Source organism: Rhodococcus sp. ACPA1, assembly GCF_002300195.1.
Lineage (GTDB): Bacteria > Actinomycetota > Actinomycetes > Mycobacteriales > Mycobacteriaceae > Rhodococcus_F > Rhodococcus_F opacus.
Map to the genome: position 1 here is coordinate 330312 of NZ_NSDX01000011.1, position 23578 is coordinate 353889.

Sequence of the window (23578 nt, forward strand, 5' to 3'; positions counted from 1 at the left end):
CTGAACTGCCGAAACGCATAACGTCACGGCGCATATATCGGACACTCACATGCAGCAGAAAATGCCAAGTGTTTCAATCACGCTAATTCGATTTCCTCCAGATTTCGGCACCGAATTTCGCGTTTATAGTTTCCGGCATGTCGGAGCCACGCTCATATCTCGTGTGCGCGTCACAGCGCAGCGGCAGCACTCTGCTCGTCGAATCCCTTCGCGCCACGACCGTGGCCGGCAACCCCGAGGAGTTCTTCCAGTACCTGCCGTCCACCAGTCGATCGCCGCAGCCGCGGCAGTGGTTCGAGGGCGTCACCGACGAGGCGGTGCTCTCACTGCTCGCCCCGCTCGAACCGGGGACCGCCGACACCCGCACCGCGGAGCAGTGGCGCGATCAACTCCTCAGCCTCGGTCGCACGCCCAACGGGGTGTGGGGCGGAAAGCTGATGTGGAACCAGGTGCCGCTCGTCCTCGACCGCGCCGCCGGACTTACGGACCGGTCCGGCGACGACCTCCGGTCCGCCCTCGACGACATCCTGGGCCGCGACCTCGCCTTCATCCATGTCTACCGGCGTGACGTCGTCGCGCAGGCGGTGTCGATGTGGCGGGCGGTGCAGACTCAGGTGTGGCGCGACGACGCCACGCCGCCCGCCCCGCACGACGGCGCCGAGTACCACGCGGACGGCATCGCGCACCTCGTCCGCATTCTGCGCGATCAAGATGAGCAGTGGCGCAACTGGTTCGAGGCCGAGGGGCTCGACCACATCGACATCGGTTTCGACGATCTCGTCGCGGCGCCGCAGGCGACGGCGGCGAAGGTGCTCGTCGAACTGGGACTCGACGCCGATCTCGCGCCCCCGCCGCCGCTGAAGCGGCAGAGCGACGGCCGCTCCACGGAGTGGGCCCTGCGGTATCGGTCCGAGGCCGCCGCGAACGGACTTCCGCTGTGACCGTCGTCGGCGCCGCGGCACCGCGGCACCGCGCCGCCGTCACCGCCGCGGCACGGGTGGACGAACTCCGCGCGCTGGAGGCGGAGGCCGTGCACATCATCCGCGAGGTGGTCGCGGAACTCGAGCGGCCGGTTCTACTGTTCTCGGCGGGCAAGGACTCGATCGTGTTGCTGCGGCTGGCGGAGAAGGCGTTCCGGCCGTCCCCGTTGCCGTTTCCCGTCCTGCACGTCGACACCGGGCACAACTTCCCCGAGGTGATCGAGTTCCGCGATCGCCGGCTCGCGGAGGACGGTCACCGGCTGATCGTCGCGTCGGTGCAGGAGTCGATCGACAGGGGCCGCGTCACCGAATCGGGCGGCCCCGGCACGTCCCGGAACCGGCTGCAGACCCGCACCCTGCTCGACGCCCTGGAGGAGCACCGCTTCGACGCCGCGTTCGGCGGCGCGCGCCGCGACGAGGAACGGGCCCGCGCGAAGGAACGGGTGCTCAGCTTCCGCGACGAGTTCGGGCAGTGGGATCCGCGTTCGCAGCGGCCCGAGCCGTGGTCGCTGTACAACGGGCGGATTCGCCGCGGTGAACAGGTCCGCGTGTTCCCGCTGAGCAATTGGACCGAACTCGACATCTGGCGCTACATCGAACTCGAGAACCTGGCGCTGCCGTCGATCTACTTCGCCCACGAGCGGCAGGTGTTCGAGCGCGACGGCATCCTGCTTGGGTTGTCCGAGTACACGCTGCCCACCGAAGACGAACTGGTGCAACGGCTCCGGGTGCGGTACCGCACGGTCGGGGACCTGACCATCACCGGTGCCGTGCGCTCCGCCGCCGGCGACGTCGCCGGCGTGATCGAGGAGATCGCCGCGGCCACGGTCTCCGAACGCGGCGAGACCCGGGCCGACGACAGAACTTCCGTTGCCGCGATGGAAGACCGCAAGCGCGAGGGGTACTTCTGATGACCACCACCAGCCGGCCCCGCCAGTTGCTGCGGCTCGCCACCGCGGGCAGCGTCGACGACGGCAAGAGCACCCTGATCGGCCGCCTCCTCCACGACACCGGCAGTCTGCCCACCGACCACCTCGAGGCCGTGACGAACGCCGACGGCGAGGCGGACCTCGCCGCCCTGTCCGACGGGCTGCGCGCCGAACGCGAACAGGGCATCACCATCGATGTGGCGTACCGGTTCTTCTCCACACCCACCCGCAGTTTCGTGCTCGCGGACACGCCGGGGCACGAACGGTACACCCGCAACATGTTCACCGGTGCGTCGAACGCCCACGTGGCCGTGCTGCTCGTGGACGCCCGCGCCGGGGTGCTCCGGCAGACCCGCCGCCACGCGCGGATCGCCGACCTTCTCGGCGTGCCGCACCTGGTCGCCGTGGTCAACAAGATCGACCTCGTCGACTTCGACGAGACCCGGTTCAAGGAAGTCGAATCCGAACTCGGTCTGCTCGCGCAGCGCCTCGGCGGCCGCGACCTCACGGTGATCCCGGTGTCCGCCACCCGTGGCGACAACGTCGTCATGCGGTCGGATTCGACACCCTGGTACGACGGGCCCACGATCCTCGAGTATCTCGAGGAGGTGGAACTCGCCGCGCCGTCCGCGGCCGCGTCCGAGCTGCGACTGCCGATTCAGTGGGTGGCGCGTCCCACGGACGACCGGCGACGCCGCTACACCGGCCGGCTGTCCGCGGGCACCCTGTCCGTCGGGGACGAGGTGGTGGTTCTGCCTGGGGGTTCCCGCAGCACGGTCACCGGCCTCGACACCCTCGATCCGAACCGGTCCGTCGCGGTGGCCCCGCTGTCGGTGTCGTTCGAACTCGCGGACGACCTCGACGTCGCCCGCGGCGACCTCGTCGTGAGCGCCGCCGCCGACGCGGCCGCCCCCGCCCCGGCCCGCGAGATCGACGCGACGGTGTGCTGGCTGAGCGAGACACCGCTGCGGGCAGGTGACCGGGTGGCGCTCAAGCACACCAGCCGCACCGTGCGCGCCACGGTTCAGGAATTGCACACCCGGCTCGATCCGGAAACCCTCGAAGAACACGACTCCCCCAGCGAACTCGCCCTCAACGACATCGGCCGGATCACGCTCCGGACGAGCACGGTGGTTCTCCCCGACCCCTACGCCACCAATCGCGACGCCGGCGCGTTCATCCTCATAGACGAGCAGAGCAACGACACCGTCGGCGCCGGCACCGTCAGCGAAGCCCGGGAAGTCGTGCCCGGCGAGCAGACCCGGCACGACATCAAGTGGCACCCGTCGTCGCTGGAGCGGGATCGGCGCTGGTCCGCGACCGGGCAGCGGGGCGCCACCATCTGGCTCACCGGACTGCCGGCGTCCGGGAAGTCGACGGTGGCGGTCGCGCTCGAACGGACCCTCGTCGACGCCGGACGGACCGCCTACCTGCTGGACGGCGACAACGTGCGGCACGGCATCTCGGACGACCTCGGATTCTCGCCCGGCGACCGGGCCGAGAACATCCGCCGCGTCGGACACCTCACCCGGTTGTTCGCGGACGCCGGGGTGGTCGCCATCGCGTCGATGGTGTCGCCGCTGCGCTCGGACCGCGCGATCGCGCGGGCGCTCAACGAGGCCGCGGGACTGCCATTTCTCGAGATCCATGTGAGCACGCCGGTCGACGAGTGCGAACGGCGTGACCCCAAGGGGCTCTACGCCCGGGCGCGGGCAGGCGAACTCCGCGGTCTCACCGGGATCGACGCGCCGTACGAGGCCCCCGAGGACCCGGATCTCGCGTTCGACACCACCGGCGCCGATCTCGACGACCTCGTCGCGCGGATTCTCGCCGAACTCGCCCGGCACGAGACGCTGCCCGCCTAGCGTGCGGCGAGCCGGAGGAGCGCCTCGTGGAGCGCGGTCCGGTCGTCGAACACACGTCGGTGCGGTCCGTACGCCTGAACCCGATCGTGCCCGCGGCCTGCGACGACCACGACGTCGCCCGGCGAAGCGAGGGTGACGGCGGCGACGATCGCCTCGGCGCGGTCGGGAAGGACGAGCACGTCGGCGCCGCCACCCCTGCGTGCTCCTCGCGCCACGTCCTCGCGCAGGAGCTGCGCGTCGTCGGAGTACGGGCTCTCGTCTGTGACGATGACCGTGTCGGCGAAACGGGCTGCGGTCGCGCCGAGCGGGACCCGCTTGCCGGGGTCGCGCTCACCGGTCGCCCCGACGACGGCGATGACCCGGCCTCGTGTCAGCGAGCGGAGGTACGGAAACAGACGTCGCTGTCCGGCCGTGTTGTGCATGTAGTCGACGAACGCGAGGAACGGCTGGCCCGCGTCCACCGCTTCCAGGCGTCCGGGCACCGTGTCGAGGTTCTCGATCCCGGCGACCGCCGAGTCGAGGTCCACGCCGCGAGCCGCAAGGGCGGCGATCGCCGCGAGTGCGTTGTCCACCTGGTGCACTCCGAGTAGCCGGAGCCGCACCGGTTTCCGCACCCCGGCACAGTGGAGCGTGAACGACGTGCCGCGCTCGTCCGCGTGCACGGCGGACGCGTGGACGTCGGCCGCCGCCGTCCTCGACGAGAACGTCACGCGGGGCACGGTGACGGTGGCGGCGAGGCGACGTCCGAACTCGTCGTCGATGCCGATGGCGGCCGCGGCGCAGTGCCCCGGTTCGAACAATCTGGCCTTCGCCGCGAAGTACGCGTCCATGTCGGGGTGAAAGTCCAGATGGTCGCGGGCGAGGTTGGTGAACACCCCCACCCGGAACGACGTTCCGTCGATTCGGTGCAGGGCGAGGCCATGGCTCGACACCTCCATCGCGACGGCGCCGATCCGGTGCTCGGCGAACGCGGCGAGGGTCTGCTGGAGTTCGCACGCCTCGGGAGTCGTCCGGGTCGCGGTGCGTGACCCGTCCGGTCCCCGGACGGTGATCCCCGTCATCATGCCGGTGGCGACACCTGCCGCACGCAGTCCCGCGTCCAGCAGGTACGCGGTGCTGGTCTTCCCGTTCGTCCCGGTCACGCCGTAGACGTCGAGTGCCTCGGACGGATTGCCGTAGACCCACGCTGCCAACGGACCGAGAACACGACGCGGATCGTCGACCACGATCGTCGGCAGGACGTCCGACCCGCGGTCGCTGAGCATCGCGACAGCACCGCGCGCTGCCGCCTCGACCGCGAACTCGATCCCGTGCCGGTGCCGCCCCGGCAGCGCCGCGTACACGTCGCCGACCCGGACGAGACGAGAGTCCTGGCTGATACCCGTCACCGCTGCCTCGCCGGACCCGCGGAGCGTCGCCGAGCGGCCGAGGCGGCGCACCATCTCGCGCAGCAACTTCGGCGGGGTGCACCGCGGGCAGTCGACGCTCACGCTTCCAGTGCACCACTGCCGTGCAGGTCGCGGCGACGAAACCGCATCATCCGCCCACTACCCGGCGGCTATGTCGCTCCGGGGCTCGTCGTGGATTCCGCGTTCCGAACTGTAGGCCGAACGCACGTCCGGCACCCGGCCGAGTGTGGCGAGATATTCCTCCATGGCCTTCCGGGCGTAGGCCGTTCCCTCCGCCTCGCTCGGGATCGAGTCGCCCGTCGCCCGCCGCCACGTCGCGAGTTCCAGCGCCAACTCGGCCTGTGTCCCGGCGAAGTCCTCGGTGTCGGCCAGGTTGTCGCGCTCGCCGGGATCGGCGACCAGGTCGTAGAGTTCCCGGCTCGGACGCGGCCGGAGATGCTCGGTGCCCAGCGCCGCACCGGACAGGCTGTTCTCGATGTCGAGGGGCAGATCGAGCTTGGGCCGGGGTGCGTAGTTCTCGATGTAGCTGAACTGCTTGGTGCGCACCGCGCGAATGGGATCGAAGCTGTCGTGGAAGGTCTTCTCCGTGAACAGGACGTCGCGCGCCGTCGACTCCGACCGGCCCAGCAACTGCCCGGCGTGGGAGACGCCCTCCACGGCCGCGGGGATCGGGACCCCCAGCAGATCGAGGAGGGTGGGAACCAGATCCACCCCGCTGAACAGGTCGTCGTAGACGCGGGGCGCCGCCCGCAACCTCCGTGGTGGCCGGATGATCGTCGCAATTCCCGTGCCCGGCGCATACAGTGTCGACTTCGCACCGGGGAACGCCTCGCCGTGGTCGGTGAGGAACACGACCCACGTGCTGTCGTCGAGCCCCTCGTCGTCCAGCGTCTGCAGCAACCTGCCGACGGCCGCATCGGCCACCTCGATCGACCCGTGGAATCCGGCCAGATCCTCGCGGACCTCCGGCCGGTCGGGCAGGTACGACGGAACGTCGAAACCCTCGGGATCGGCGGGGACATACCGGTCGAGCGGGTACGGGCGGTGCGTCTCGAAGAAACCTGCGGTCAGCAGGAACGGTTGCGGAGGGAACCGCGCCAGCCACCGCGACGCCCGATCGGTGACGTATTCGCAGTACGAGTTCGTCACGTCGTACTCGTGGAAGCCGAGCCGCTTGGGATACGCGGTCTCGTGCTGCATCCCGAAGAGTGCCGTGTACCAGCCCGCCTCCGCCAACAGGGACGGCAGCGTGCGGACGTCGTCGTGGTACTGCCAGCCGTGGTGTGCGAGGCCGATCAGCCCGTTGCTGTGCGGGTACCGGCCCGAGAACAGGGCGCCACGCGACGGCGAGCACAGCGGCGCCGCCGCATGCGCGTCCGTCAGCAGCACACCCTCCGCCGCGAGCCGGTCCAGGTTCGGACTCCGCACCCCCGACGCGCCGTAACACCCGAGATGACGGCCCAGATCGTGCCAATGCACGATCAGAACGTTGTCACGGACGGGATTCACCGGGGTCGCCACAGTCGCCTCCTACATCGGCGGGGAGTTACAGGGAGACCGGAACTTCGGCCTCCGGGAGTTCGGGTGCCCGCGTCGCGCGCGCGTACACGGTCTCGCCCTCCTGCAGGCCGAGCGCCGCGCTGTCGCCACGAGTCACCTGCGCGGAGAACGGTTCACCGGTCGCCTCGTTACGCAGATCCACCCGCACCTCGAATCCCAGGTGCACCACTCGCTCGACGGTGGCCCGCGTGACGCCGAGCGATTCGGCCGTGCCGGCCTCCTGCGCGAGGGCCAGGTCGGGATCGCGGCCGAGGCGGATGTCGTGCGGCCGGACCAGCTGACCGTTGAGCTTGGCCACCGACCCGAGGAACGACATCACGAAGTCGTTGCGCGGACGGTCGTAGAGGTCCTCCGGTTCGCCGATCTGCTCGATCCGGCCCTTGTTGAGGACCGCGATCCGGTCGGCGACGTCGAGCGCCTCCTCCTGGTCGTGGGTGACCAGCACGGTGGTCACGTGCACCTCGTCGTGCAGGCGGCGCAGCCAGGTGCGCAGATCCGTGCGGACCTTCGCATCGAGCGCGCCGAACGGCTCGTCGAGGAGAAGCACCTTCGGGTCCACGGCAAGGGCCCGTGCGAGCGCCATCCGCTGACGCTGACCGCCCGACAGCTGCGCCGGATAGCGGTGCTGGAAGCCGTCGAGGCCGACGATCTCGAGAAGCTCGTTGACCTTCCGGTCGATCTCCGGCTTGGGCCGCTTGCGGATCTTCAGACCGAACGCGACGTTGTCGCGCACCGTCATGTGCTTGAACGCCGCGTAGTGCTGGAACACGAAGCCGATGTCCCGCTTCTGCGGGGAGATGTCGGTGACGTCGTTCCCGCCGATCACGACGGTGCCGGAGTCGAGGGACTCCAGGCCGGCGATGGATCGGAGCAGCGTCGACTTGCCCGAACCACTCGGCCCGAGGAGCGCGGTCAGCGAACCCGAGGGGATGTCGATGGTGACGTCGTCGAGAGCAGCAAAGGACCCGTAGTTCTTCCGGGCGCCGGTCACGGTAATCATGTGGTGCTCCTCTTGCGGTCGAGCAGAGTCATCAGAAGCAGGGTGATCAGCGCAATGCCCATCAGCAGGGTGGCTGCGGAGTACGCACCGAACGTGTTGTGGTCGTCGATGTAGCGCGAGTGCACGAGCAGGGTCAGGGTCTGGGACACACCGGGGAAGCCCGAGGACACCATGATCACCGCACCGAACTCGCCCAGCGAGCGGGCGACGGTCAGGACCACACCGTAGGTCAGGCCCCAGCGGATGGCGGGCAGTGTGATCAGCCAGAACGTCTGCCAGCGGCTCGCGCCGAGCGTCGCGGCGGCCTGTTCCTGTTCCTCGCCGATCTCGTGCAGGACGGGTTCCACCTCCCGCACGACGAACGGCAACGTCACGAAGAGGGTGGCGATGACCATGCCGGGCAGCCCGAAGATCACCTTGAACCCCAGCGATTCGAGCCCGCCGAACCAGCCGTTGGCACCCCACAGCAGGATCAGCGACACACCGACCACGATGGGTGAGACGGCGAACGGCAGGTCGACCACCGCCTGCACCAGGCCGCGGCCGGGGAAGCGGCCCCTCACCAGCGCAAGTGCCGTCACGATCCCGAACACCACGTTGACCGGGACGACGATGGCCACGATCAGCAGGGACAGGTTGAGCGCGGAGATCGCGGCGGGGGTGCTGATCGACTGGATGAAGGCGCCGATCCCGTTCTCGAACGTACGGAACAGGATGATGACGATCGGCACCACCAGCAGGCCGAACAGGTAGAGCAGCGCGACTGCGCGCAGGGCGATCCGGGTGGACCCAGAGAGCTTCATTCCGCCTGCTCCTCACGACGCTGCCCCCGGCTGGCGAAGACCCGGAGGGCGAACAACGTCACGAACGCGATGGCCAGGAGAGCCACCGACACGGCCGCCGCGGCGGCCGGCCGATCGATTTCGATCTGCTGTTGAATGTACTGGGAAGCGACCTGGGTCTCTCGGGGAATGTTTCCGCCGATCAGGACGACGGATCCGTACTCGCCGATCGCGCGGGCGAACGCGAGCCCCGCGCCGCTGATGATCGCCGGGGTCAGGGTGGGCAGCACGACGCTCCGGAAGATCGTCCAGTTGTCCGCGCCGAGTGAGGCCGCGGCCTCCTCGACTTCCCTGTCCACCTCGATCAGCACCGGCTGCACCGAGCGGACCACGAACGGCAATGTCACGAATGCCAGTGCCACGATCAGACCGGGCTGCGTCGCGTTGAGGTGGACGCCGATCGGGCTCTCCGGGCCGTACAGCGACAGCAGCACGATGCTGGCCACGATGGTCGGCAGCGCGAACGGCAGGTCGATCAGCGCGTTGACGGCCCGCTTGCCGGGAAATTCGTCGCGCACCAGCACCCATGCGATGAGCGTGCCCATGATCACGTTGATCACGGCCACCACCACCGACACCACGACGGTGACGCGCAGGGACGCCACCGCCACGGGCGAGGTGATCGCGTCCACGAAGCCGGCGATCCCGTCGCCGAACGAGGCCACGGTGAGCGCGGCGAGTGGCAGGACCACGATGATGCTCAGCCAGAGCGTCGCGATACCGATGCCGAGCGGTCCCACCGCACCGGTGACCCGGGCGACCTTCTTGCGCGTAGGCGGAACGGGCGGAGACGGCACCGTGGTGCCGCGTCCGCCCGTCGCCGTCGTCGTGTCGCTCACGTCGGTCTTACTTGGTTGCGTTGTCGTAGATCACTGCGATGGACCCGGTGTCCTTGGCGAACACCTCGGAGTCGACCTTGGACCAGCCGCCGAGATCGGCGATGGTCCACAGCTTGGCCGGTTCGGGGAACTTGTCGGCGAACTCCGTGGCCACCGCGGGATCGACCGGGCGGAATCCGGCCTCGCCCCACAGCTTCTGGCCCTCGGTGGTGTAGAGGAAGTCCTTGAACGCGTTGGCCTTCTCCAGGTTCTTGCTGTTCGACAGCACCGCGACCGGGTTCTCGATCTTGAACGTGGTCGGCGGGGTCACGTGCTCGACGGGGTCACCGTTGCCCTCGATGAACAGCGCCTCGTTCTCGTAGCTGAGCAGCACGTCACCGGTGCCCTGCAGGAACGCCTCCGACGCCTCGCGGCCCGACTTCGGCTGAATCTTCACGTGGTCGTTCACCAGCGACGTGATGTAGGCCAGACCGGCGTCCGGGTCCTGACCGCCGTTGCTCTTCGCCGCGTACGGTGCCAGCAGGTTCCACTTCGCGGATCCGGAGCTGAACGGGTTGGGGGTCACGACCTCGACGTCGGGCCGCAACAGGTCGTCCCAGTCGCGGATGTTCTTCGGGTTGCCCTCGCGCACGACGATGGTGACGACCGAACCGAACGGAATCCCGTTGTAGGCGTCCTGGTTCCAGCTCTTGTCCACCAGGCCGGCGTCGACGAGCCGCGTGATGTCGGGTTCGACGGAGAAGTTGACGAAGTCGGCCTCGGCGCCGTCCTTGACCTTGCGGGACTGGTCACCGGAGGCACCGTAGGACGGCTGGAAGGCCACGCCCTTGCCCTCGTCGGTGGCGTTGAACGCGGGGATCAGCTTGTCGAAGCCCGGCTTCGGCACGGCGTACGCGTACAGGTTGATGGTGCCCGCACTGCCGTCGGCACCGGCCGAGTCGCCACCGACGGTGTCGCTGGCGCCGCCGCTGCACGCGGTCAGCGCCACAGCTCCGAGCGTCACGAGGGCCGTGAGAAGACGACGAGAACGGCGTTTCATGGGAGAAACCTTCCTGGGGATCTGTCACAGAGGGGTGGTGCGAAAAACGTGAGGGGTGGTGCGAGAGGAGGAGCGCAGGGATCGCCCGAGCGGGAATCGGGAATGCGAACGAAAATCAGCAGCGCGAGACCGGTCGAGCGTGCACGGTGTCACCCGCGCGCAGTGCTGTGTGCGAGGAGAAATCAACAACAGTCGATGTCGGCGACTGCGAGCATGCCGACAGCGATCAACGCCAATTCATGGCGGACCTGGTGTACAGCGGCTTCAGACACGCCGTGGACTGTAGCAGAGGCTGAACCAACCGCCCACATCGAACGGGATTTACCGGGTGACCAGCCATGCGACGACGACGAGGACGAGCAGCGCGAGCAGCGCGAGTGTGACGCGTGAGCGCGGCATCAGGGTTCCTCCACCTTCGAGACGTCCCGTCTGAGCAGGACGAAGACTGCGGCCAGGCCACGATCGAGCAGCCACGCCAGTCCTCGGCACACCGGCACCATCACCAGCAGCACGAGGGCGACCTGCGGAACGAACGGGAGCCCGGCGATCCACAGCTCGAAGCCGTCCCACCAACTCGCCATCCGGTCCACCGTGCCACCCTATCGTTCGCCGGCACGTGGTCGGCGCACAGGTGGACGCCGCGACGACGACGGCCGATGATGAGCAGATGGTGTCTCTCGACGCGCACTCGGACGACCGGCCCCGCTCCGCCGCGCATCGCCACCGTCGCGCGTTTCCGCCGATCGACGATTACGCATTCCTGTCGGACTGCGAGACCACCTGCCTGATCGCCCGGAACGGGGCCGTCGAGTGGATGTGCATCCCCCGGCCCGACTCTCCCAGCATCTTCGGCGCCGTCCTCGACCGCAGCGCCGGCCACTTCCGGATCGCACCGTACGGGCAGAACGTGCCCGCCGCCCGCCGCTACCTGCCGGGCGGACTGATCGTCGAAACGACGTGGCAGACCGAGACGGGATGGCTGATCGTCCGCGACGCACTCGTGCTCGGCCCGTGGCACAACGTGGAGCAGCGGTCCCGCTCCCGCCGCCGCACCCCCACGGACTGGGATGCCGAACACGTCCTGCTGCGGACCGTCAAGTGCGTGAACGGCACCGTGGACCTCGAGATGAGCTGCGAGCCCGCGTTCGACTACCACCGCGGCGACGCGGTGTGGGAGTACACCGGCAAGGTCTACGAGGAAGCCACCGCCACCTGCAAGTCGAGCGGTCCGGGCGACCACCCGACACTCCGGCTGACCAGCAACATGAAGCTCGGGCTGGAAGGGCGCGAGGCCCGCGCCCGGACCCGGATGGTCGAGGACGACAACGTGTTCGTCGCACTGTCCTGGTCGCACCTGCCTGCGCCGCAGACGTACGACGAGGCCGCCGAGAAGATGTGGCAGACGGCGAAGTTCTGGCGGGAATGGATCACGACCGGCCGATTCCCCGACCACAAGTGGCGTGGCTACCTGCAACGCAGCGCCCTGGCCCTGAAGGGGTTGACGTACGCCCCCACCGGCGCACTGCTCGCCGCGTCGACCACGTCGCTTCCGGAAACCCCCGGGGGCGAACGGAACTGGGACTACCGCTACGCGTGGGTGCGCGATTCGACGTTCGCCCTGTGGGGTCTGTACAGCCTCGGACTCGACCGGGAGGCCGACGATTTCTTCGCGTTCCTCTACGACGTGTCCAGTGCCGACGACGGCAAGTACCGGCCGCTGCAGGTGATGTACGGCGTCGGCGGCGAGCGGACCCTCGTCGAGGAGGAGCTGCCGCACCTGTCCGGCCACGACGGCGCGCGTCCGGTCCGGATCGGAAACGGTGCGTACGACCAGGACCAGCACGACATCTGGGGAACGATCCTCGATTCCGTGTACCTGCACGTGCGATCGCGCGAGCGGGTGCCCGAGACGCTGTGGCCGATGCTCAAACGTCAGGTCGAGGAGGCGATCGAGCACTGGCAGCTCCCCGACCGCGGCATCTGGGAGGTGCGCGGCGAGCCGCAGCACTTCACATCGTCGAAGATCATGTGCTGGGTGGCGCTCGACCGGGGCGCGAAACTCGCCGAACAGCAGGGCGAGACGAGTTACGCGGACCAGTGGGCCGAACTCGCCGACGAGATCAAGGCCGACATTCTCGAGCACGGCGTCGACGCACGCGGAGTCCTCACCCAGCGGTACGGCAGCGACGAACTCGACGCCTCACTCCTCCTCGCTCCGCTCCTGCGGTTCCTGCCCGCCGACGACCCGCGCATCCGCGCCACCGTGCTCGCCATCGCGGACGAGCTGACCGAGGGCGGGCTGGTGCTGCGCTACCGGGTGGAGACCACGGACGACGGGCTGACGGGCAAGGAGGGCACGTTCACGATCTGTTCGTTCTGGCTCGTGTCGGCGCTCGTGGAGATCGGTGAGCTCGACCGCGCCAAACGCCTGTGCGAGCGGCTCCTCGGGTTCGCCAGCCCCCTCGAGTTGTACGCGGAGGAGATCGATCCCGAGTCGGGGCGGCACCTGGGCAACTTCCCGCAGGCGTTCACCCATCTGGCGTTGATCAACGCGGTCGTTCACGTCATCCGCGCCGAGGAGGCCGCGGCGAGCGGCTTCCACCCCGCCCACTACGCGGTGTGATCAGGCGCCGACCGCCTCCGGTTGAGGGGTGATCCGGCCGAGGATTCGGCGCTACGGGCTATTCCGCGAAACGGTGCAGCAACCGCTCCGCGTCAGCGGCGATCTGCCGCACCACGACACCCGCCGGCCGCTCCGATGTGACGAGACCCGCCGCCTCCCCGGCGTACACGACACCGAGGTCGGGATTCGCGGGGTCGTAGGCCGTGGCGAGTTCGGCGTCGGGGGCGTGTGCGCCGTGCCAGCGGGACGTGAACTCGTTGCTCAGGGCCCGGCCACCCCACCGGGCCGGCCACGGCTGGCTGCGCGCCTGGTCGAACACCGACGTGTACACGGTGTCGGCGCTGCCCGCCGCAATCAGCTTGTCGCGGGCGTAGTCCGGTCCGATGGTTTCGGGGCTGGCCAGCAGTGCCGTCCCGATCATCGCGCCGTCCGCCCCGGCGGCGAGAACGGCGGCGAGACCGCGGCCGGTCGCGATACCGCCCGCGGCGAGCACGGGCAGCGCGGTGGCGTCCAGGATCTCCTGTAGCAGCGGCAACGTCCCGATCCGGCCGGTGTGGCCGCCCGCCTCGCCGCCCTGGGCGACGACGAAATCGACGCCCGCCGCCTCCACGACGCGTAGATCGTCGATCGTGTTCACCTGCGACACCACGAGCGCTCCGATGGCGTGTACCCGCTCCACGTACGGGGCGGGATCACCGAACGACAGCGACACGACCCGCGGGTTCTCCGCCAGCGCGGCGTCGAGCAGAGCGTCGTCGTCGTCGAGCGCCCAGGTCATCAACCCGATCCCGAGGGCGTCGCCGCCGATGCTCCGCGCGACCGCCGTCTCCTTCGCCACCCACTCCGGGGTGGCGTAGCGCGCCGCGCCGAGCAGGCCGAGCCCACCCGCCTTCGACACCTCGCCGACGAGGGCCCCGCCGGCCCGTCCGCCCATCGGGGCTCCGAAGATCGGTACCTCGATTCCCAGTGTCCGGGTGAGCCAGGTTTCGAGGGCCACGTGCCGCACCTACTTTCGATCAGACGTCCTTTCGATCAGACGTCGACGGAGGAGAACAACCGAGCGGTCGCGTTACTTCTTCGGCTTGTCCCCGACCGATTCGGACGACAACGCCGCCACGAAGGCCTCCTGCGGAACCTCGACCCGGCCGATCGTCTTCATCCGCTTCTTGCCTTCCTTCTGCTTCTCGAGCAGCTTGCGCTTACGGCTGATGTCGCCGCCGTAGCACTTGGCGAGCACGTCCTTGCGGATCGCGCGGATGTTCTCACGCGAGATGATCTTCGACCCGATCGCCGCCTGGATCGGCACCTCGAACTGCTGCCGGGGAATCAGCTCACGCAGCTTCGACGTCATCCGTCCGCCGTACGCGCCGGCCGCGGAGCGGTGCACGATCGACGAGAACGCGTCGACCGCCTCACCCTGCAGCAGGATGTCCACCTTCACCAGGTCGGCCTGCTGCTCGCCGGCCTCCTCGTAGTCGAGGCTGGCGTACCCCTTGGTGCGCGACTTCAGGGCATCGAAGAAGTCGAACATGATCTCGCCCATGGGCATCTCGTAGCGAAGCTCGACCCGGGTCTCGGACAGGTAGTCCATGCCGCCGAGTTCGCCGCGCCGGTTCTGGCAGAGCTCCATGATCGCGCCGATGAACTCGCTCGGCGCGATGACGGTGCACTTCACCATCGGCTCGTAGACCTCGCGGATCTTGCCCTCGGGCCAGTACGACGGGTTGGTGACGACGTGCTCGGAGCCGTCCTCCATCACCACCCGGTACACGACGTTCGGCGAGGTCGAGATCAGTTCGAGCCCGAATTCGCGCTCGAGGCGGTCGCGGGTGATCTCCATGTGCAGCAGTCCGAGGAATCCGCAACGGAACCCGAACCCGAGCGCCACCGACGTCTCCGGCTCGTAGGCCAGGGCGGCGTCGTTGAGCCGCAACTTGTCCAGGGCGTCGCGCAGCACAGGGTAATCCGAACCGTCGAGCGGGTAGAGGCCGGAGTAGACCATCGGCTTGGGGTCGCGGTACCCCACGAGGGGTTCGGTCGCACCGCCGCGCGCGGCGGTGACCGTGTCGCCGACCCGCGACTGCCGGACGTCCTTCACACCGGTGATGAGGTAACCCACCTCGCCGACGCCGAGGCCGATACTGGCCTTCGGTTCGGGCGAGATGATGCCGACCTCGATCAGATCGTGGGTGGTGCCCGTCGACATCATGGTGATCTTCTCGCGCGGCGAGATCCGGCCGTCGACGACGCGCACGTAGGTGACGACTCCGCGGTAGGCGTCGTACACGGAGTCGAAGATCATGGCGCGCGCCGGACCGTCGGGGTCGCCGACGGGGGCGGGAATCTGCCGCACGACCTCGTCGAGCAGTTCCTTCACGCCCACACCGGTCTTGCCGGACACGCGCAGCACGTCACCCGGCTCGCACCCGGTGATGTGCGCGATCTCCTCGGCGTACCGGTCGGGGTCGGCGGCGGGCAGGTCGATCTTGTTGAGCACCGGGATGATGGTGAGGTCCTTCTCCATCGCCAGGTACAGGTTGGCGAGAGTCTGGGCCTCGATACCCTGCGCGGCATCCACCAGCAGGACCGCACCCTCGCAGGCCTCGAGTGCGCGCGAGACCTCGTACGTGAAGTCGACGTGCCCGGGGGTGTCGATGAGGTGGATGACGAACTCCTCGTCGCCCACCTTCCACGGGAGCCGGACGTTCTGGGCCTTGATCGTGATGCCACGCTCGCGCTCGATGTCCATGCGGTCGAGGTACTGGGCACGCATCTGCCGCTCCTCGACCACACCGGTGAGCTGCAGCATGCGGTCGGCCAGCGTCGACTTGCCGTGATCGATGTGCGCGATGATGCAGAAATTCCGGATCCGGGCAGGATCCGTGAACGTCTTGTCGGCGAAGCTGCTGATGGGGGACCCCTTACCTGGACCGGCACCGGCCCGGTTCCGGACCACTGTCACCTGTCAGGATATCCAAGCCACCGCGTTGCGGCTGCCGCGGCATACACGCACTAAGCTCGGCGGCCATGGCGAGCACGTGGAGCAGCATCGGGAAGACGTTGGGCCGACTTGCACGGGACAAGGGCCCGCAGCTTCTCCAGCAGCTGCAGAAGTCCGGCGCGCTGGACCGCGCGGCCGGTGTCCTGACCGGGTCGACGGCCGCCGCGCCGAAGCCGGCCCCGAGTCGTCCGGTCACCGCGAACTCCGCCCCGACAGCCCATCGGGCGCGGAAGGTGGAGTACTCCCCCGACCTGGACGGTCGCGCGGATCCCGGCGAAATCGTCTGGACGTGGGTGGCGTACGAGGAGGATCCGAGCCAGGGCAAGGACCGCCCGGTGCTCGTCGTCGGACGCGACGGCGACACCCTGCTGGGGTTGATGCTGTCCTCGCAGAGCAAGCACGACGGCGACCGGGACTGGATCGGGGTCGGCTCGGGGGCGTGGGATGCGGAGGGCCGTCCGAGCTGGATCCGCCTGGACCGGGTGCTGGACGTGCCGGAGGCGGGGATCCGCCGCGAGGGTGCCGTGATGGCCCGGGACACTTTCGAGATCGTGGCACGCCGTCTGCGGGCGGACTTCAGCTGGCAGTGACGCGGTCACCGGCCCAGATCTTCGGCGATCATCTCGGCGATCGCGGTCATCGCGAGCGCGTTGGGATGTGCCGGTTCGGCGGGTGACTGCGGCAGGATGCCCTCGAACCATCGCTGTCCCGCCGGCGCGCAGGCGTCGTGCCCACCGTCCACGGCGGCCTTCGCGATGTCGACGTAGTGCACGCCGTACCGGGCCGCGGCATCGACGTAGATCTGGTTGAACCGTGCGAAGTATCGCTCGAGCCAGACCGCGTCGGCGTCGGACACGGGCATGTTCGGCCAGCAGCCGCGTCGTCCGACGGAACCGCCGTGCCCGATCAGGTAGACCTCGGCGTTCGGCGCCTTCGCGACGATCGCAGCCACCACGGCGTCGACCTGGGGCGCCATCTGCGCGATCCCCTCGACCGCGAGTTGCTCCGCCCGTGGGTCGTTGCGGCAACCGGCATCTGTGCCGGGAACGACGGCGCCGCAGCGCACCGACACGGGCAGGTGATTGGAACCGCCCCCGCCGATGCTGAGCGTCACGACGTCGGTGTCCGGGCGGAGCGCGCCGATCTGCGGCGGAGCGAATCCCGTCCCCACGAACTGCGGCGTGCTGATCACGTGGGCGGGTTTCGCGGCGGAACAGGTGACGTCGGTGACGGTGGCCGCGCCGATCAGCTGCGCCAGCTTCGCCGGGTAGTTCAGGTCCGGTGATCGCAGGCACAGGTCGCGGTGCGCGGAGAACTCGATGAGCGGCCCGGACGCCCGGGAGTCGCCGAGTGCCACATATGTCGGTCCCCGCCGCGGTGCGTCCTCGGCGGTCGCGGTCGCCGGGACCGCCCCGGTGAGCGCGAGAACGACGCACGTGAGAATTGCGGCCCGCAGGCCCCTGCTCGTCGGTGCTCAGCTCTGCAGTCGGTCGTACCGGCCGAACAGCGACCGGTACACCAGCGCTCCCACCGCGCCACCGATCAACGGGAACACGATGAACAGCCAGACCTGGGCGAGCGCGCCGTTCTGGTAGGGCGCGACGGCGAGACTGCGGGCGGGGTTGACGGACGTGTTGTCGATCGGGATCGACACGAGGTGGATCACGGCGAGCGTGAAACCGATGGAGACACCGGCGAGGGGGACGTCGGAGATCTGGTCGGTGGATGCGAGGACCACGAACACGAGCAGCGCGGTGAGCAGGACTTCGACGATCATCGCCGCACCGATGCCGTACCCGTTCTCGATGACCCCGCCGAGCGGTCCCTTGATGGCGGACGGGCTGTGGGCGCCCCAGCCGTTGGCGCCGAGACCGTCGGCGGCCCGGTTGTACGAGGGCAGGCTCTGGGCGATCGCGTAGACCACCACACCGGCGACGAGACCGCCGATGACCTGGGCGACGACGTACAACCCCGCCTTCACGACGGACAACCGGCCGAGAGCGAGGTGTCCGACCGTGACGGCCGGGTTGACGTGGCAGCCCGAGATGGGGCCGATGGCGTAGACGAGGAAGAGGAGCGTCAGTCCGAATGCCAGTGCCACACCGAGGTTCCCGACCTTGGCTCCGGCGAAGACCGCCGTACCCACCGCCGCGAAGACCAGTACGAACGTTCCGACCGCCTCTGCTACGTATTTCTTGAGATCCGAGATCGGTTCGACTTCTACGTATTCCTGTGCGGTTGGAGACATTGAACCCACCTTCGTCGAAATGGATCGTTAGTCCTGCTTTCCACAGATAGATCTGGCTGGCACTTTACGCCAGGCGTGTGATCTCCACGACGACTTCGAGATCTGTCGCCCGGCCACCGGAGAAGATGCCTTTGAGCGGCGGAACGTCCGCGTAGTCGCGTCCGATACCCACCGACACGTGCTGTTCGTTCACCGCGACGGCGTTGGTGGGGTCGTATCCCCACCACGCACCGGTCCACGCCTCGACCCACGCGTGACTCTCCCCGGCCACCGTGTCGTCCACCGCCGCATCGGGTTTCGGGTGCAGGTAGCCGGACACGTAGCGACTCGGAATTCCCATGCTGCGCAAAAGGACCAGCGTCAGGTGCGCGTAGTCCTGGCAGACGCCCTGCCGTTCGGCCCAGGCGTCGACCGCGGACGTGTGGACGCCGGTCGTGCCCGGAACGTAATCCATCTCCCGATGCACCCAGTCCGCCGCCGCGACAACGGCTTCGTCGGGGGTGCGGCCCTTGCGGAGGTCCCGGGCGATGGTGTCGAGCTTGCGGTTGCGCGGCACGAACGTGGTGTTGCTGAGCTGTTCGTTGAACCGGTCGGTGAGCGGGGGGCTGGCCAGCTCGTCCCAGTCCGCCTTCTCCTCCGGCTCCCAGAACGGTTCGGTCTCGACCACGGACAGACCGGTGACCTCGAGTTCCTTGTGCGGCGCATGGAGATCGAACGCGGTGACGGCGGTGCCCCAATAGTCGGTGTAGCGGTACGACCGCGTCGCCGGCGTCGTCTCGACCCGGTTCAGGATCACCGTCTGCCTACTGTCACCGCGTGGGGTGAGTCGCGCCTCGTTGTACGAGGACGTGACCGGTGCGTCGTAGGCATACCCGGTGGTGTGCACGACTCTCATACGCCAGCTCACAGCTCTCCCTCCACGACGGCTTCGCCGCCGACGGCCCGTGCATCGGTCCACGCCACCCACGGCGCGGCGTGAAAATACTGCAGCGCGATGGCTTCTCCGAGCTCGCGGCAGGTTTCCTGCAACCCCGCGAGCCGATCCTGGAGATCCTCGAGGAGAACGCCGGGCGGCAGGAACTCGAGTTCGCTCCGGGCCCTGCCGAGGAGACGCTGCGCCTCGGCCCTGGGTCCGACACGGCTGTCGGGCTGGTGGTCGAGCTCGGCGAGGCACAACTCCGCCTGCCGGATGGCGTGGAACACCGACCGCGGAAACAGCCGGTCCAGGAGGATGAATTCGACCACCCGGTTGGCGTCCAGCGCGCCGCGGTACGTGCGCAGGTAGGTGTCGTGGGCTCCCGCGGAGCGCAGCACCGTCACCCACGCCGGCGAGGACGGGCGGTCGCCTGCACGGGACAACAGCATCCGCGCGAGCATGTCGACGCGTTCGATCGAGCGGCCGAGCAGCAGGAAGCGATATCCGTCGTCGCGGCTCATCGTCGAATCGGCCAGACCCGCGAACATCGCCGCGCGCTCCTCCACGTACCGGAAGAACTCGTGCGGCCCGAGACGCTTGGACGCCCGCTCCCGTTCGGCGAGGCCGTTGTACGTGGTGTTGAGGCACTCCCACATTTCGCTGGACGTGACCTCCCTGGCACCCCGCGCGTTCTCGCGGGCACTGGCGAGGGAGTCGATGATCGAGCCCACCTGGTTGCGGCTGAACGCCACCAGTTCGGTCACCGACCGGACGTCGAGCTCGGTGTCGGGCGCTTCGATGCCGAGCACCCGCAGCAGCAACCGGGAGGTGCGGTCGGGGTCCACCGAGGCGTCGTCGAGCAGCTGGTGCACGGCGACGTCGAGAATGCGGGCCATGTCGTCGGCCCGTTCGACGTACCGGCCGATCCAGTACAGCGATTCCGCGTTCCTCGCGAGCATCAGCGATCACCTCCCTGGCCCTGTTGCTGTTGCTGTTGCTGTTGCTGTTGCTGTTGCTGTTGCTGTTGCTGTTGCTGTTGCTGCAGTTGAGTCGTGCTGAGTTCGGGTCCCTGCTCGGCCTCGGCGGACTGCGCAGGCTCGGCCACGAGCTCCTCACCCGCGAGTTCCCGCTCCTCGTCGGAGCTCCGGCTCGCGAGCACCCACGTGTCCTTGCTGCCGCCGCCCTGGCTGGAGTTCACGACGAGGGACCCTTCGGGCAGGGCCACGCGGGTGAGCCCGCCCGGCAACACCCACACGTCGTCACCGTCGTTGACCGCGAAGGGGCGCAGATCGACGTGCCGGGGAACCAGTTCGTCCCCGACCTTGGTGGGCACCGTGGACAGCTGGACGACGGGCTGCGCGATCCACCCGCGCGGGTCCGCCTTGATCTTCCGGGCGATCGTGTTCAGTTCCTTGGGCGACGCGTCGGGGCCGAAGACGATGCCGTAGCCGCCGGAACCCTCCACCGGTTTGATCACCAGTTCGTCGACCCGGTCCAGGACCTGTTCGCACTCCTCGTCGAGCCAGCACCGGAATGTGTCGACGTTCGCGAGCAACGGCTTCTCACCGAGGTAGTAGTCGATGATCTGCGGGACGTAGGTGTAGACGAGCTTGTCGTCACCGACCCCGTTCCCGACGGCACTCGAGATCACGACGTTGCCCGCCCGGGCCGCGTTCAGCACGCCGGCCACCCCGAGCACGGAGTCCGGGCGGAAGTGCATGGGGTCGAGGTAGTCGTCGTCGATGCGGCGGTAGATGACGTCGACCTGGCGTTCACCCTCGGTCGTGCGCATGTAGACCATGTTGTCGCGGCAGAACAGGTCGCGGCCCTCGACCAGTTCGACACCCATCTGGCGCGCGAGCAGCGAATGCTCGAAGTACGCGGAGTTCGCGACACCGGGCGTCAGCACCACGACGGTCGGGTCGGCCTCGTTGAGGGCGGCGGAAGCGCGCAGCGCCCGCAGCAGATGGGAGGCGTAGTCGCCGACGGACCGCACGCGGTGCGACATGAACAGGTCGGGGAACACCCGCGCCATCGTGCGGCGGTTCTCCATCACGTACGACACTCCCGACGGCGAACGCAGGTTGTCCTCCAGTACGCGGAACACCCCGTTCTCGTCGCGGACGAGGTCGATTCCGGCGACGTGGATCCGCACCCCGTTCGGCGGGACGATCCCCGAGGCCTCCCGGTGGAAGTGCTCGCACGAGGTGACCAACCGCTTCGGGAGCACGTGGTCGCGCAGGATGCGCTGTTCCCCGTAGACGTCGTCGAGGAACATCTCGAGCGCCTGCACGCGCTGCTTGATGCCCTTCTCGAGACGCGTCCACTCGGCAGCGGCGATGACCCGAGGAACCAGATCGAGCGGGAAGGGTCGTTCCTGACCGGACAGCGAGAACGTCACGCCCTGGTCGATGAACGCCCTGCCGAGGGCCTCGGATCGGGCGGCGAGGTCGGCTCGGTCCGCGGGCTCGAGCGCCTTGAATACACCCTTGTAGGGCGGGCGGACGGTGCCGTCGCGGTCGAACATCTCGTCGAACGCCAGCCCGTAGCGCCCGATGTCCGTATACCCGTCGAACACGTGGGCGGGTTCTGCGGGCTTGCGCGGCCGGGCGGTCACCCGCGTCCGCGGCTGGGTTCCCGATGCCTTCGCACCCGCCTGCGCGCTTCCCCCCGATTTTCGGACGGGGGCTTTCGAGGTTGCCGACGATTTCGTTACTGTTGACGACTTCGATGCTGGGGGCGTCATCCCAGACATGCTGCTACATGTACACCCGTTCAGCAGAACAGCCGCAGGATTTGTCGGCGCGTCCGGCGCCGGTTTGAGATCGGACACCGATCACTGGTAATCTCGCCTGTCGGTGCATATGTGTGCGCCCAGAGCTTTCTCGACCGTAACCAGCTTAAGACGACAGGATTTTACGCGTGGCCAACATCAAGTCCCAGGTGAAGCGGATCCGTACCAACGAGGCGGCCCGACTCCGTAACCAGTCGGTGAAGTCCTCGCTGCGCACGGCGATCCGCTCGTTCCGCGAGGCTGCGGCGGCCGGTGACAAGGACAAGGCCAACGAGCTCCTCGTCGCCACCAGCCGCAAGCTCGACAAGGCAGCTAGCAAGGGCGTCATTCACGCCAACCAGGCTGCCAACAAGAAGTCTGCTCTCGCGCAGGCGATCAACAAGATCTGACGGTTCTTCCGTCGTAGGCTCTCCAACAGCCGCTCGATCCTCGGACCGAGCGGCTGTTGTCGTGTCTCCGTCAGACCTGTCGTAGCCGGGAGACGCGGCCCACCGCACTCTCGACGGCGTAGTCCGCGTCGGCCGACGCGCCCTTGACGTCGGCGTTCAGGGCGGCCACGATACGCAGCGCCTCCCCCACCGATGTGGGAGTCCATCCCTTCGCGAGGGCCTGTGCCTTCTTGATCTTCCACGGCGGCATGCCGAGTTCCGACGCCATCCGGAACGGGTCTCCCCGCCCCGCCGGGGCCACCCGGGCGATCGAGTGCACCGCGTCGGCCAGCGCGTCAGCCAGCAACACGTGCGGCACGCCACGCAGCATCGCCCAGCGCAGCGCCTCGATCGCGCCCGCGGTGTCGCCGGCGACGGCCTTGTCCGCGACGTCGAATCCGCTCACCTCGGCCTTGCCCGAGTAGTACCGCTGTACGGCGGCGACGTCGATCTTTCCGCCGGTGTCGGCCGTCAGCTGCGAGCACGCGGCGGCCAGTTCGCGCAGATTCGAGCCGACTCCTTCGAACACGCTCTGCACCACTTCCGGCGACACCCGGACCCCGAGGGTGCGGAACTCGCCGCGAATGAACCCGATGAGGTCGCCCGACTTCAGTTTGGCGCAGGGGTGCACCACGGCTCCGAGTTTCTCCAGCGCCCCGGTCATTGCTTTCGCACGTCCGCCACCCGAGTGCAGGACCACCAGGACGACGCCCGGCGGCGGGTCGCCGGCCGCGTCGAGGATCAGTGCCACGGCGTCCTTGCCCGCCTCGGCGGCGGCCTCCAGCACCACCACGCGGTCTTCGGCGAACAGCGAGGGGCTGAGCAGTTCGGCGAGTTCGGCCGCCCCGGCATCGCCCGCCCGCAACCGGTTGACGGGAAGCTCCGCGCCCGCGGCCACGTCCGCGTTCGCGCGGACGTGGCCGATGACCTGCGCCACCGCGCGTTCGACGAGGAACTCCTCGTCACCGAGGACCAGATGGAGCTGTTCGAGCTGAGTTGGAGTGCTCACGCGAAGATCGTGCCATGTGGGGCGGACACGGTCGCCGACACCCCGAAAGCGGGACCGAGCGGGCCGAACACGGGCGATCGCCACGCAGCGGTCGCG

At 68.6% G+C, this 23578-nt stretch carries 22 protein-coding genes; 6 read left to right on the plus strand and 16 right to left on the minus strand.

All coding sequences use genetic code 11. From position 1 onward, the window contains the following. The first annotated feature begins 137 nt into the window (after positions 1 to 137). The 3 genes from CJ177_RS37965 to cysC are packed head-to-tail and all read left to right on the plus strand — an operon-like array spanning position 138 to position 3774. Positions 138 to 941, plus strand: coding sequence for a Stf0 family sulfotransferase (locus tag CJ177_RS37965; protein WP_005247975.1), 804 nt, complete (start codon positions 138 to 140; stop codon positions 939 to 941). Continuing rightward, positions 938 to 1891 carry a sulfate adenylyltransferase subunit CysD gene (gene cysD, locus CJ177_RS37970; protein ID WP_061045295.1) on the plus strand — a complete coding sequence of 318 codons (954 nt, stop codon included), beginning with the start codon at positions 938 to 940 and terminating at the stop codon, positions 1889 to 1891. The genes CJ177_RS37965 and cysD overlap by 4 nt, the downstream gene beginning before the upstream one ends. Beyond that, a complete protein-coding gene (gene cysC / locus CJ177_RS37975; RefSeq protein ID WP_095870179.1) occupies positions 1891 to 3774 on the plus strand; it encodes an adenylyl-sulfate kinase in 1884 nt (627 codons plus the stop codon). Before cysD ends, cysC begins: the two co-directional genes overlap by 1 nt. On the opposite strand, the gene CJ177_RS37980 is transcribed toward cysC, so the two are convergent. The 8 genes from CJ177_RS37980 to CJ177_RS38015 form a co-directional block, all read right to left on the minus strand. Then, the gene (locus tag CJ177_RS37980; RefSeq protein WP_095870180.1) at positions 3771 to 5264 is read right to left on the minus strand and encodes a UDP-N-acetylmuramoyl-L-alanyl-D-glutamate--2,6-diaminopimelate ligase; all 1494 of its coding nucleotides are present in this window, start codon (positions 5262 to 5264) and stop codon (positions 3771 to 3773) included. The genes cysC and CJ177_RS37980 overlap by 4 nt on opposite strands. A gap of 57 nt (positions 5265 to 5321) precedes the next feature. Continuing rightward, entirely contained in the window at positions 5322 to 6704 is a 1383-nt protein-coding gene (locus CJ177_RS37985; RefSeq protein WP_095870181.1) for a sulfatase, read from the minus strand. Between the two features lie 25 nt (positions 6705 to 6729). After that, a complete protein-coding gene (locus CJ177_RS37990) occupies positions 6730 to 7743 on the minus strand; it encodes a sulfate/molybdate ABC transporter ATP-binding protein (protein WP_025432929.1) in 1014 nt (337 codons plus the stop codon). Then, positions 7740 to 8546, minus strand: coding sequence for a sulfate ABC transporter permease subunit CysW (cysW, locus tag CJ177_RS37995; protein ID WP_095870182.1), 807 nt, complete (start codon positions 8544 to 8546; stop codon positions 7740 to 7742). The genes CJ177_RS37990 and cysW overlap by 4 nt, the downstream gene beginning before the upstream one ends. Further along, positions 8543 to 9424: a sulfate ABC transporter permease subunit CysT gene (gene cysT, locus CJ177_RS38000; RefSeq protein ID WP_061045298.1), complete on the minus strand. Its 882-nt coding sequence runs from the start codon at positions 9422 to 9424 to the stop codon at positions 8543 to 8545. Before cysT ends, cysW begins: the two co-directional genes overlap by 4 nt. Positions 9425 to 9431: 7 nt before the next feature. After that, positions 9432 to 10463, minus strand: coding sequence for a sulfate ABC transporter substrate-binding protein (locus CJ177_RS38005; RefSeq protein ID WP_095870183.1), 1032 nt, complete (start codon positions 10461 to 10463; stop codon positions 9432 to 9434). A 182-nt stretch (positions 10464 to 10645) separates the two neighbouring features. Then, on the minus strand, positions 10646 to 10774 hold the full coding sequence (locus CJ177_RS49580; RefSeq protein ID WP_368681004.1) for an Ms4533A family Cys-rich leader peptide: 129 nt from the start codon (positions 10772 to 10774) through the stop codon (positions 10646 to 10648). 87 nt (positions 10775 to 10861) lie between these two features. Next, positions 10862 to 11044, minus strand: a complete 183-nt coding sequence (locus CJ177_RS38015) for a hypothetical protein (protein ID WP_005247996.1) — start codon at positions 11042 to 11044, stop codon at positions 10862 to 10864. An 86-nt stretch (positions 11045 to 11130) separates the two neighbouring features. On the opposite strand from CJ177_RS38015, the gene CJ177_RS38020 reads away from it, so the two are divergent. Continuing rightward, complete coding sequence (locus CJ177_RS38020; protein WP_025432930.1) at positions 11131 to 13086, plus strand: glycoside hydrolase family 15 protein; 1956 nt, start codon at positions 11131 to 11133, stop codon at positions 13084 to 13086. Between the two features lie 58 nt (positions 13087 to 13144). On the opposite strand, the gene CJ177_RS38025 is transcribed toward CJ177_RS38020, so the two are convergent. Next, positions 13145 to 14083, minus strand: coding sequence for a nitronate monooxygenase family protein (locus tag CJ177_RS38025; RefSeq protein ID WP_025432931.1), 939 nt, complete (start codon positions 14081 to 14083; stop codon positions 13145 to 13147). A gap of 72 nt (positions 14084 to 14155) precedes the next feature. Continuing rightward, entirely contained in the window at positions 14156 to 16048 is a 1893-nt protein-coding gene (gene lepA / locus CJ177_RS38030) for a translation elongation factor 4 (RefSeq protein WP_005575144.1), read from the minus strand. A gap of 65 nt (positions 16049 to 16113) precedes the next feature. Here lepA and CJ177_RS38035 point away from each other — a divergent pair, with 65 nt between their 5' ends. Further along, positions 16114 to 16677 (plus strand): type II toxin-antitoxin system PemK/MazF family toxin, encoded by a 564-nt coding sequence (locus CJ177_RS38035; protein ID WP_005248003.1) that lies wholly within the window; start codon positions 16114 to 16116, stop codon positions 16675 to 16677. 5 nt (positions 16678 to 16682) lie between these two features. Here the strand turns inward: CJ177_RS38035 and CJ177_RS38040 are convergent, their stop codons facing one another. The 5 genes from CJ177_RS38040 to CJ177_RS38060 form a co-directional block, all read right to left on the minus strand. After that, complete coding sequence (locus CJ177_RS38040) at positions 16683 to 17444, minus strand: SGNH/GDSL hydrolase family protein (protein WP_005248005.1); 762 nt, start codon at positions 17442 to 17444, stop codon at positions 16683 to 16685. 117 nt (positions 17445 to 17561) lie between these two features. After that, positions 17562 to 18335 (minus strand): aquaporin, encoded by a 774-nt coding sequence (locus CJ177_RS38045; protein ID WP_095870184.1) that lies wholly within the window; start codon positions 18333 to 18335, stop codon positions 17562 to 17564. 64 nt (positions 18336 to 18399) lie between these two features. Next, positions 18400 to 19230, minus strand: a complete 831-nt coding sequence (locus tag CJ177_RS38050; protein ID WP_025432933.1) for a transglutaminase family protein — start codon at positions 19228 to 19230, stop codon at positions 18400 to 18402. An 8-nt stretch (positions 19231 to 19238) separates the two neighbouring features. Next, positions 19239 to 20210 (minus strand): alpha-E domain-containing protein, encoded by a 972-nt coding sequence (locus tag CJ177_RS38055; protein WP_005248011.1) that lies wholly within the window; start codon positions 20208 to 20210, stop codon positions 19239 to 19241. Next, entirely contained in the window at positions 20210 to 21868 is a 1659-nt protein-coding gene (locus CJ177_RS38060; RefSeq protein WP_095870185.1) for a circularly permuted type 2 ATP-grasp protein, read from the minus strand. Before CJ177_RS38060 ends, CJ177_RS38055 begins: the two co-directional genes overlap by 1 nt. A 305-nt stretch (positions 21869 to 22173) precedes the next feature. On the opposite strand from CJ177_RS38060, the gene rpsT reads away from it, so the two are divergent. After that, entirely contained in the window at positions 22174 to 22434 is a 261-nt protein-coding gene (gene rpsT / locus CJ177_RS38070; protein ID WP_005248015.1) for a 30S ribosomal protein S20, read from the plus strand. A 70-nt stretch (positions 22435 to 22504) separates the two neighbouring features. Here rpsT and holA read toward each other — a convergent pair whose 3' ends face one another. Then, positions 22505 to 23482, minus strand: coding sequence for a DNA polymerase III subunit delta (holA, locus tag CJ177_RS38075; protein ID WP_005261272.1), 978 nt, complete (start codon positions 23480 to 23482; stop codon positions 22505 to 22507). Between the last annotated feature and the right edge of the window lie 96 nt (positions 23483 to 23578).

Bases quoted from the DNA above. Each gene is read 5' to 3' on its own strand.
- CJ177_RS38015 (WP_005247996.1), bottom strand. From the start codon at position 11,044: ATGGCGAGTTGGTGGGACGGCTTCGAGCTGTGGATCGCCGGGCTCCCG.
- CJ177_RS38035 (WP_005248003.1), top strand. From the start codon at position 16,114: ATGGCGAGCACGTGGAGCAGCATCGGGAAGACGTTGGGCCGACTTGCA.
- CJ177_RS38020 (WP_025432930.1), top strand. From the start codon at position 11,131: ATGGTGTCTCTCGACGCGCACTCGGACGACCGGCCCCGCTCCGCCGCG.
- CJ177_RS49580 (WP_368681004.1), bottom strand. From the start codon at position 10,774: ATGTGGGCGGTTGGTTCAGCCTCTGCTACAGTCCACGGCGTGTCTGAA.
- CJ177_RS37990 (WP_025432929.1), bottom strand. From the start codon at position 7,743: ATGATTACCGTGACCGGCGCCCGGAAGAACTACGGGTCCTTTGCTGCT.
- CJ177_RS37965 (WP_005247975.1), top strand. From the start codon at position 138: ATGTCGGAGCCACGCTCATATCTCGTGTGCGCGTCACAGCGCAGCGGC.
- cysC (WP_095870179.1), top strand. From the start codon at position 1,891: ATGACCACCACCAGCCGGCCCCGCCAGTTGCTGCGGCTCGCCACCGCG.
- CJ177_RS38055 (WP_005248011.1), bottom strand. From the start codon at position 20,210: ATGCTCGCGAGGAACGCGGAATCGCTGTACTGGATCGGCCGGTACGTC.
- CJ177_RS38045 (WP_095870184.1), bottom strand. From the start codon at position 18,335: ATGTCTCCAACCGCACAGGAATACGTAGAAGTCGAACCGATCTCGGAT.
- CJ177_RS38050 (WP_025432933.1), bottom strand. From the start codon at position 19,230: ATGAGAGTCGTGCACACCACCGGGTATGCCTACGACGCACCGGTCACG.
- cysW (WP_095870182.1), bottom strand. From the start codon at position 8,546: ATGAAGCTCTCTGGGTCCACCCGGATCGCCCTGCGCGCAGTCGCGCTG.
- CJ177_RS38005 (WP_095870183.1), bottom strand. From the start codon at position 10,463: ATGAAACGCCGTTCTCGTCGTCTTCTCACGGCCCTCGTGACGCTCGGA.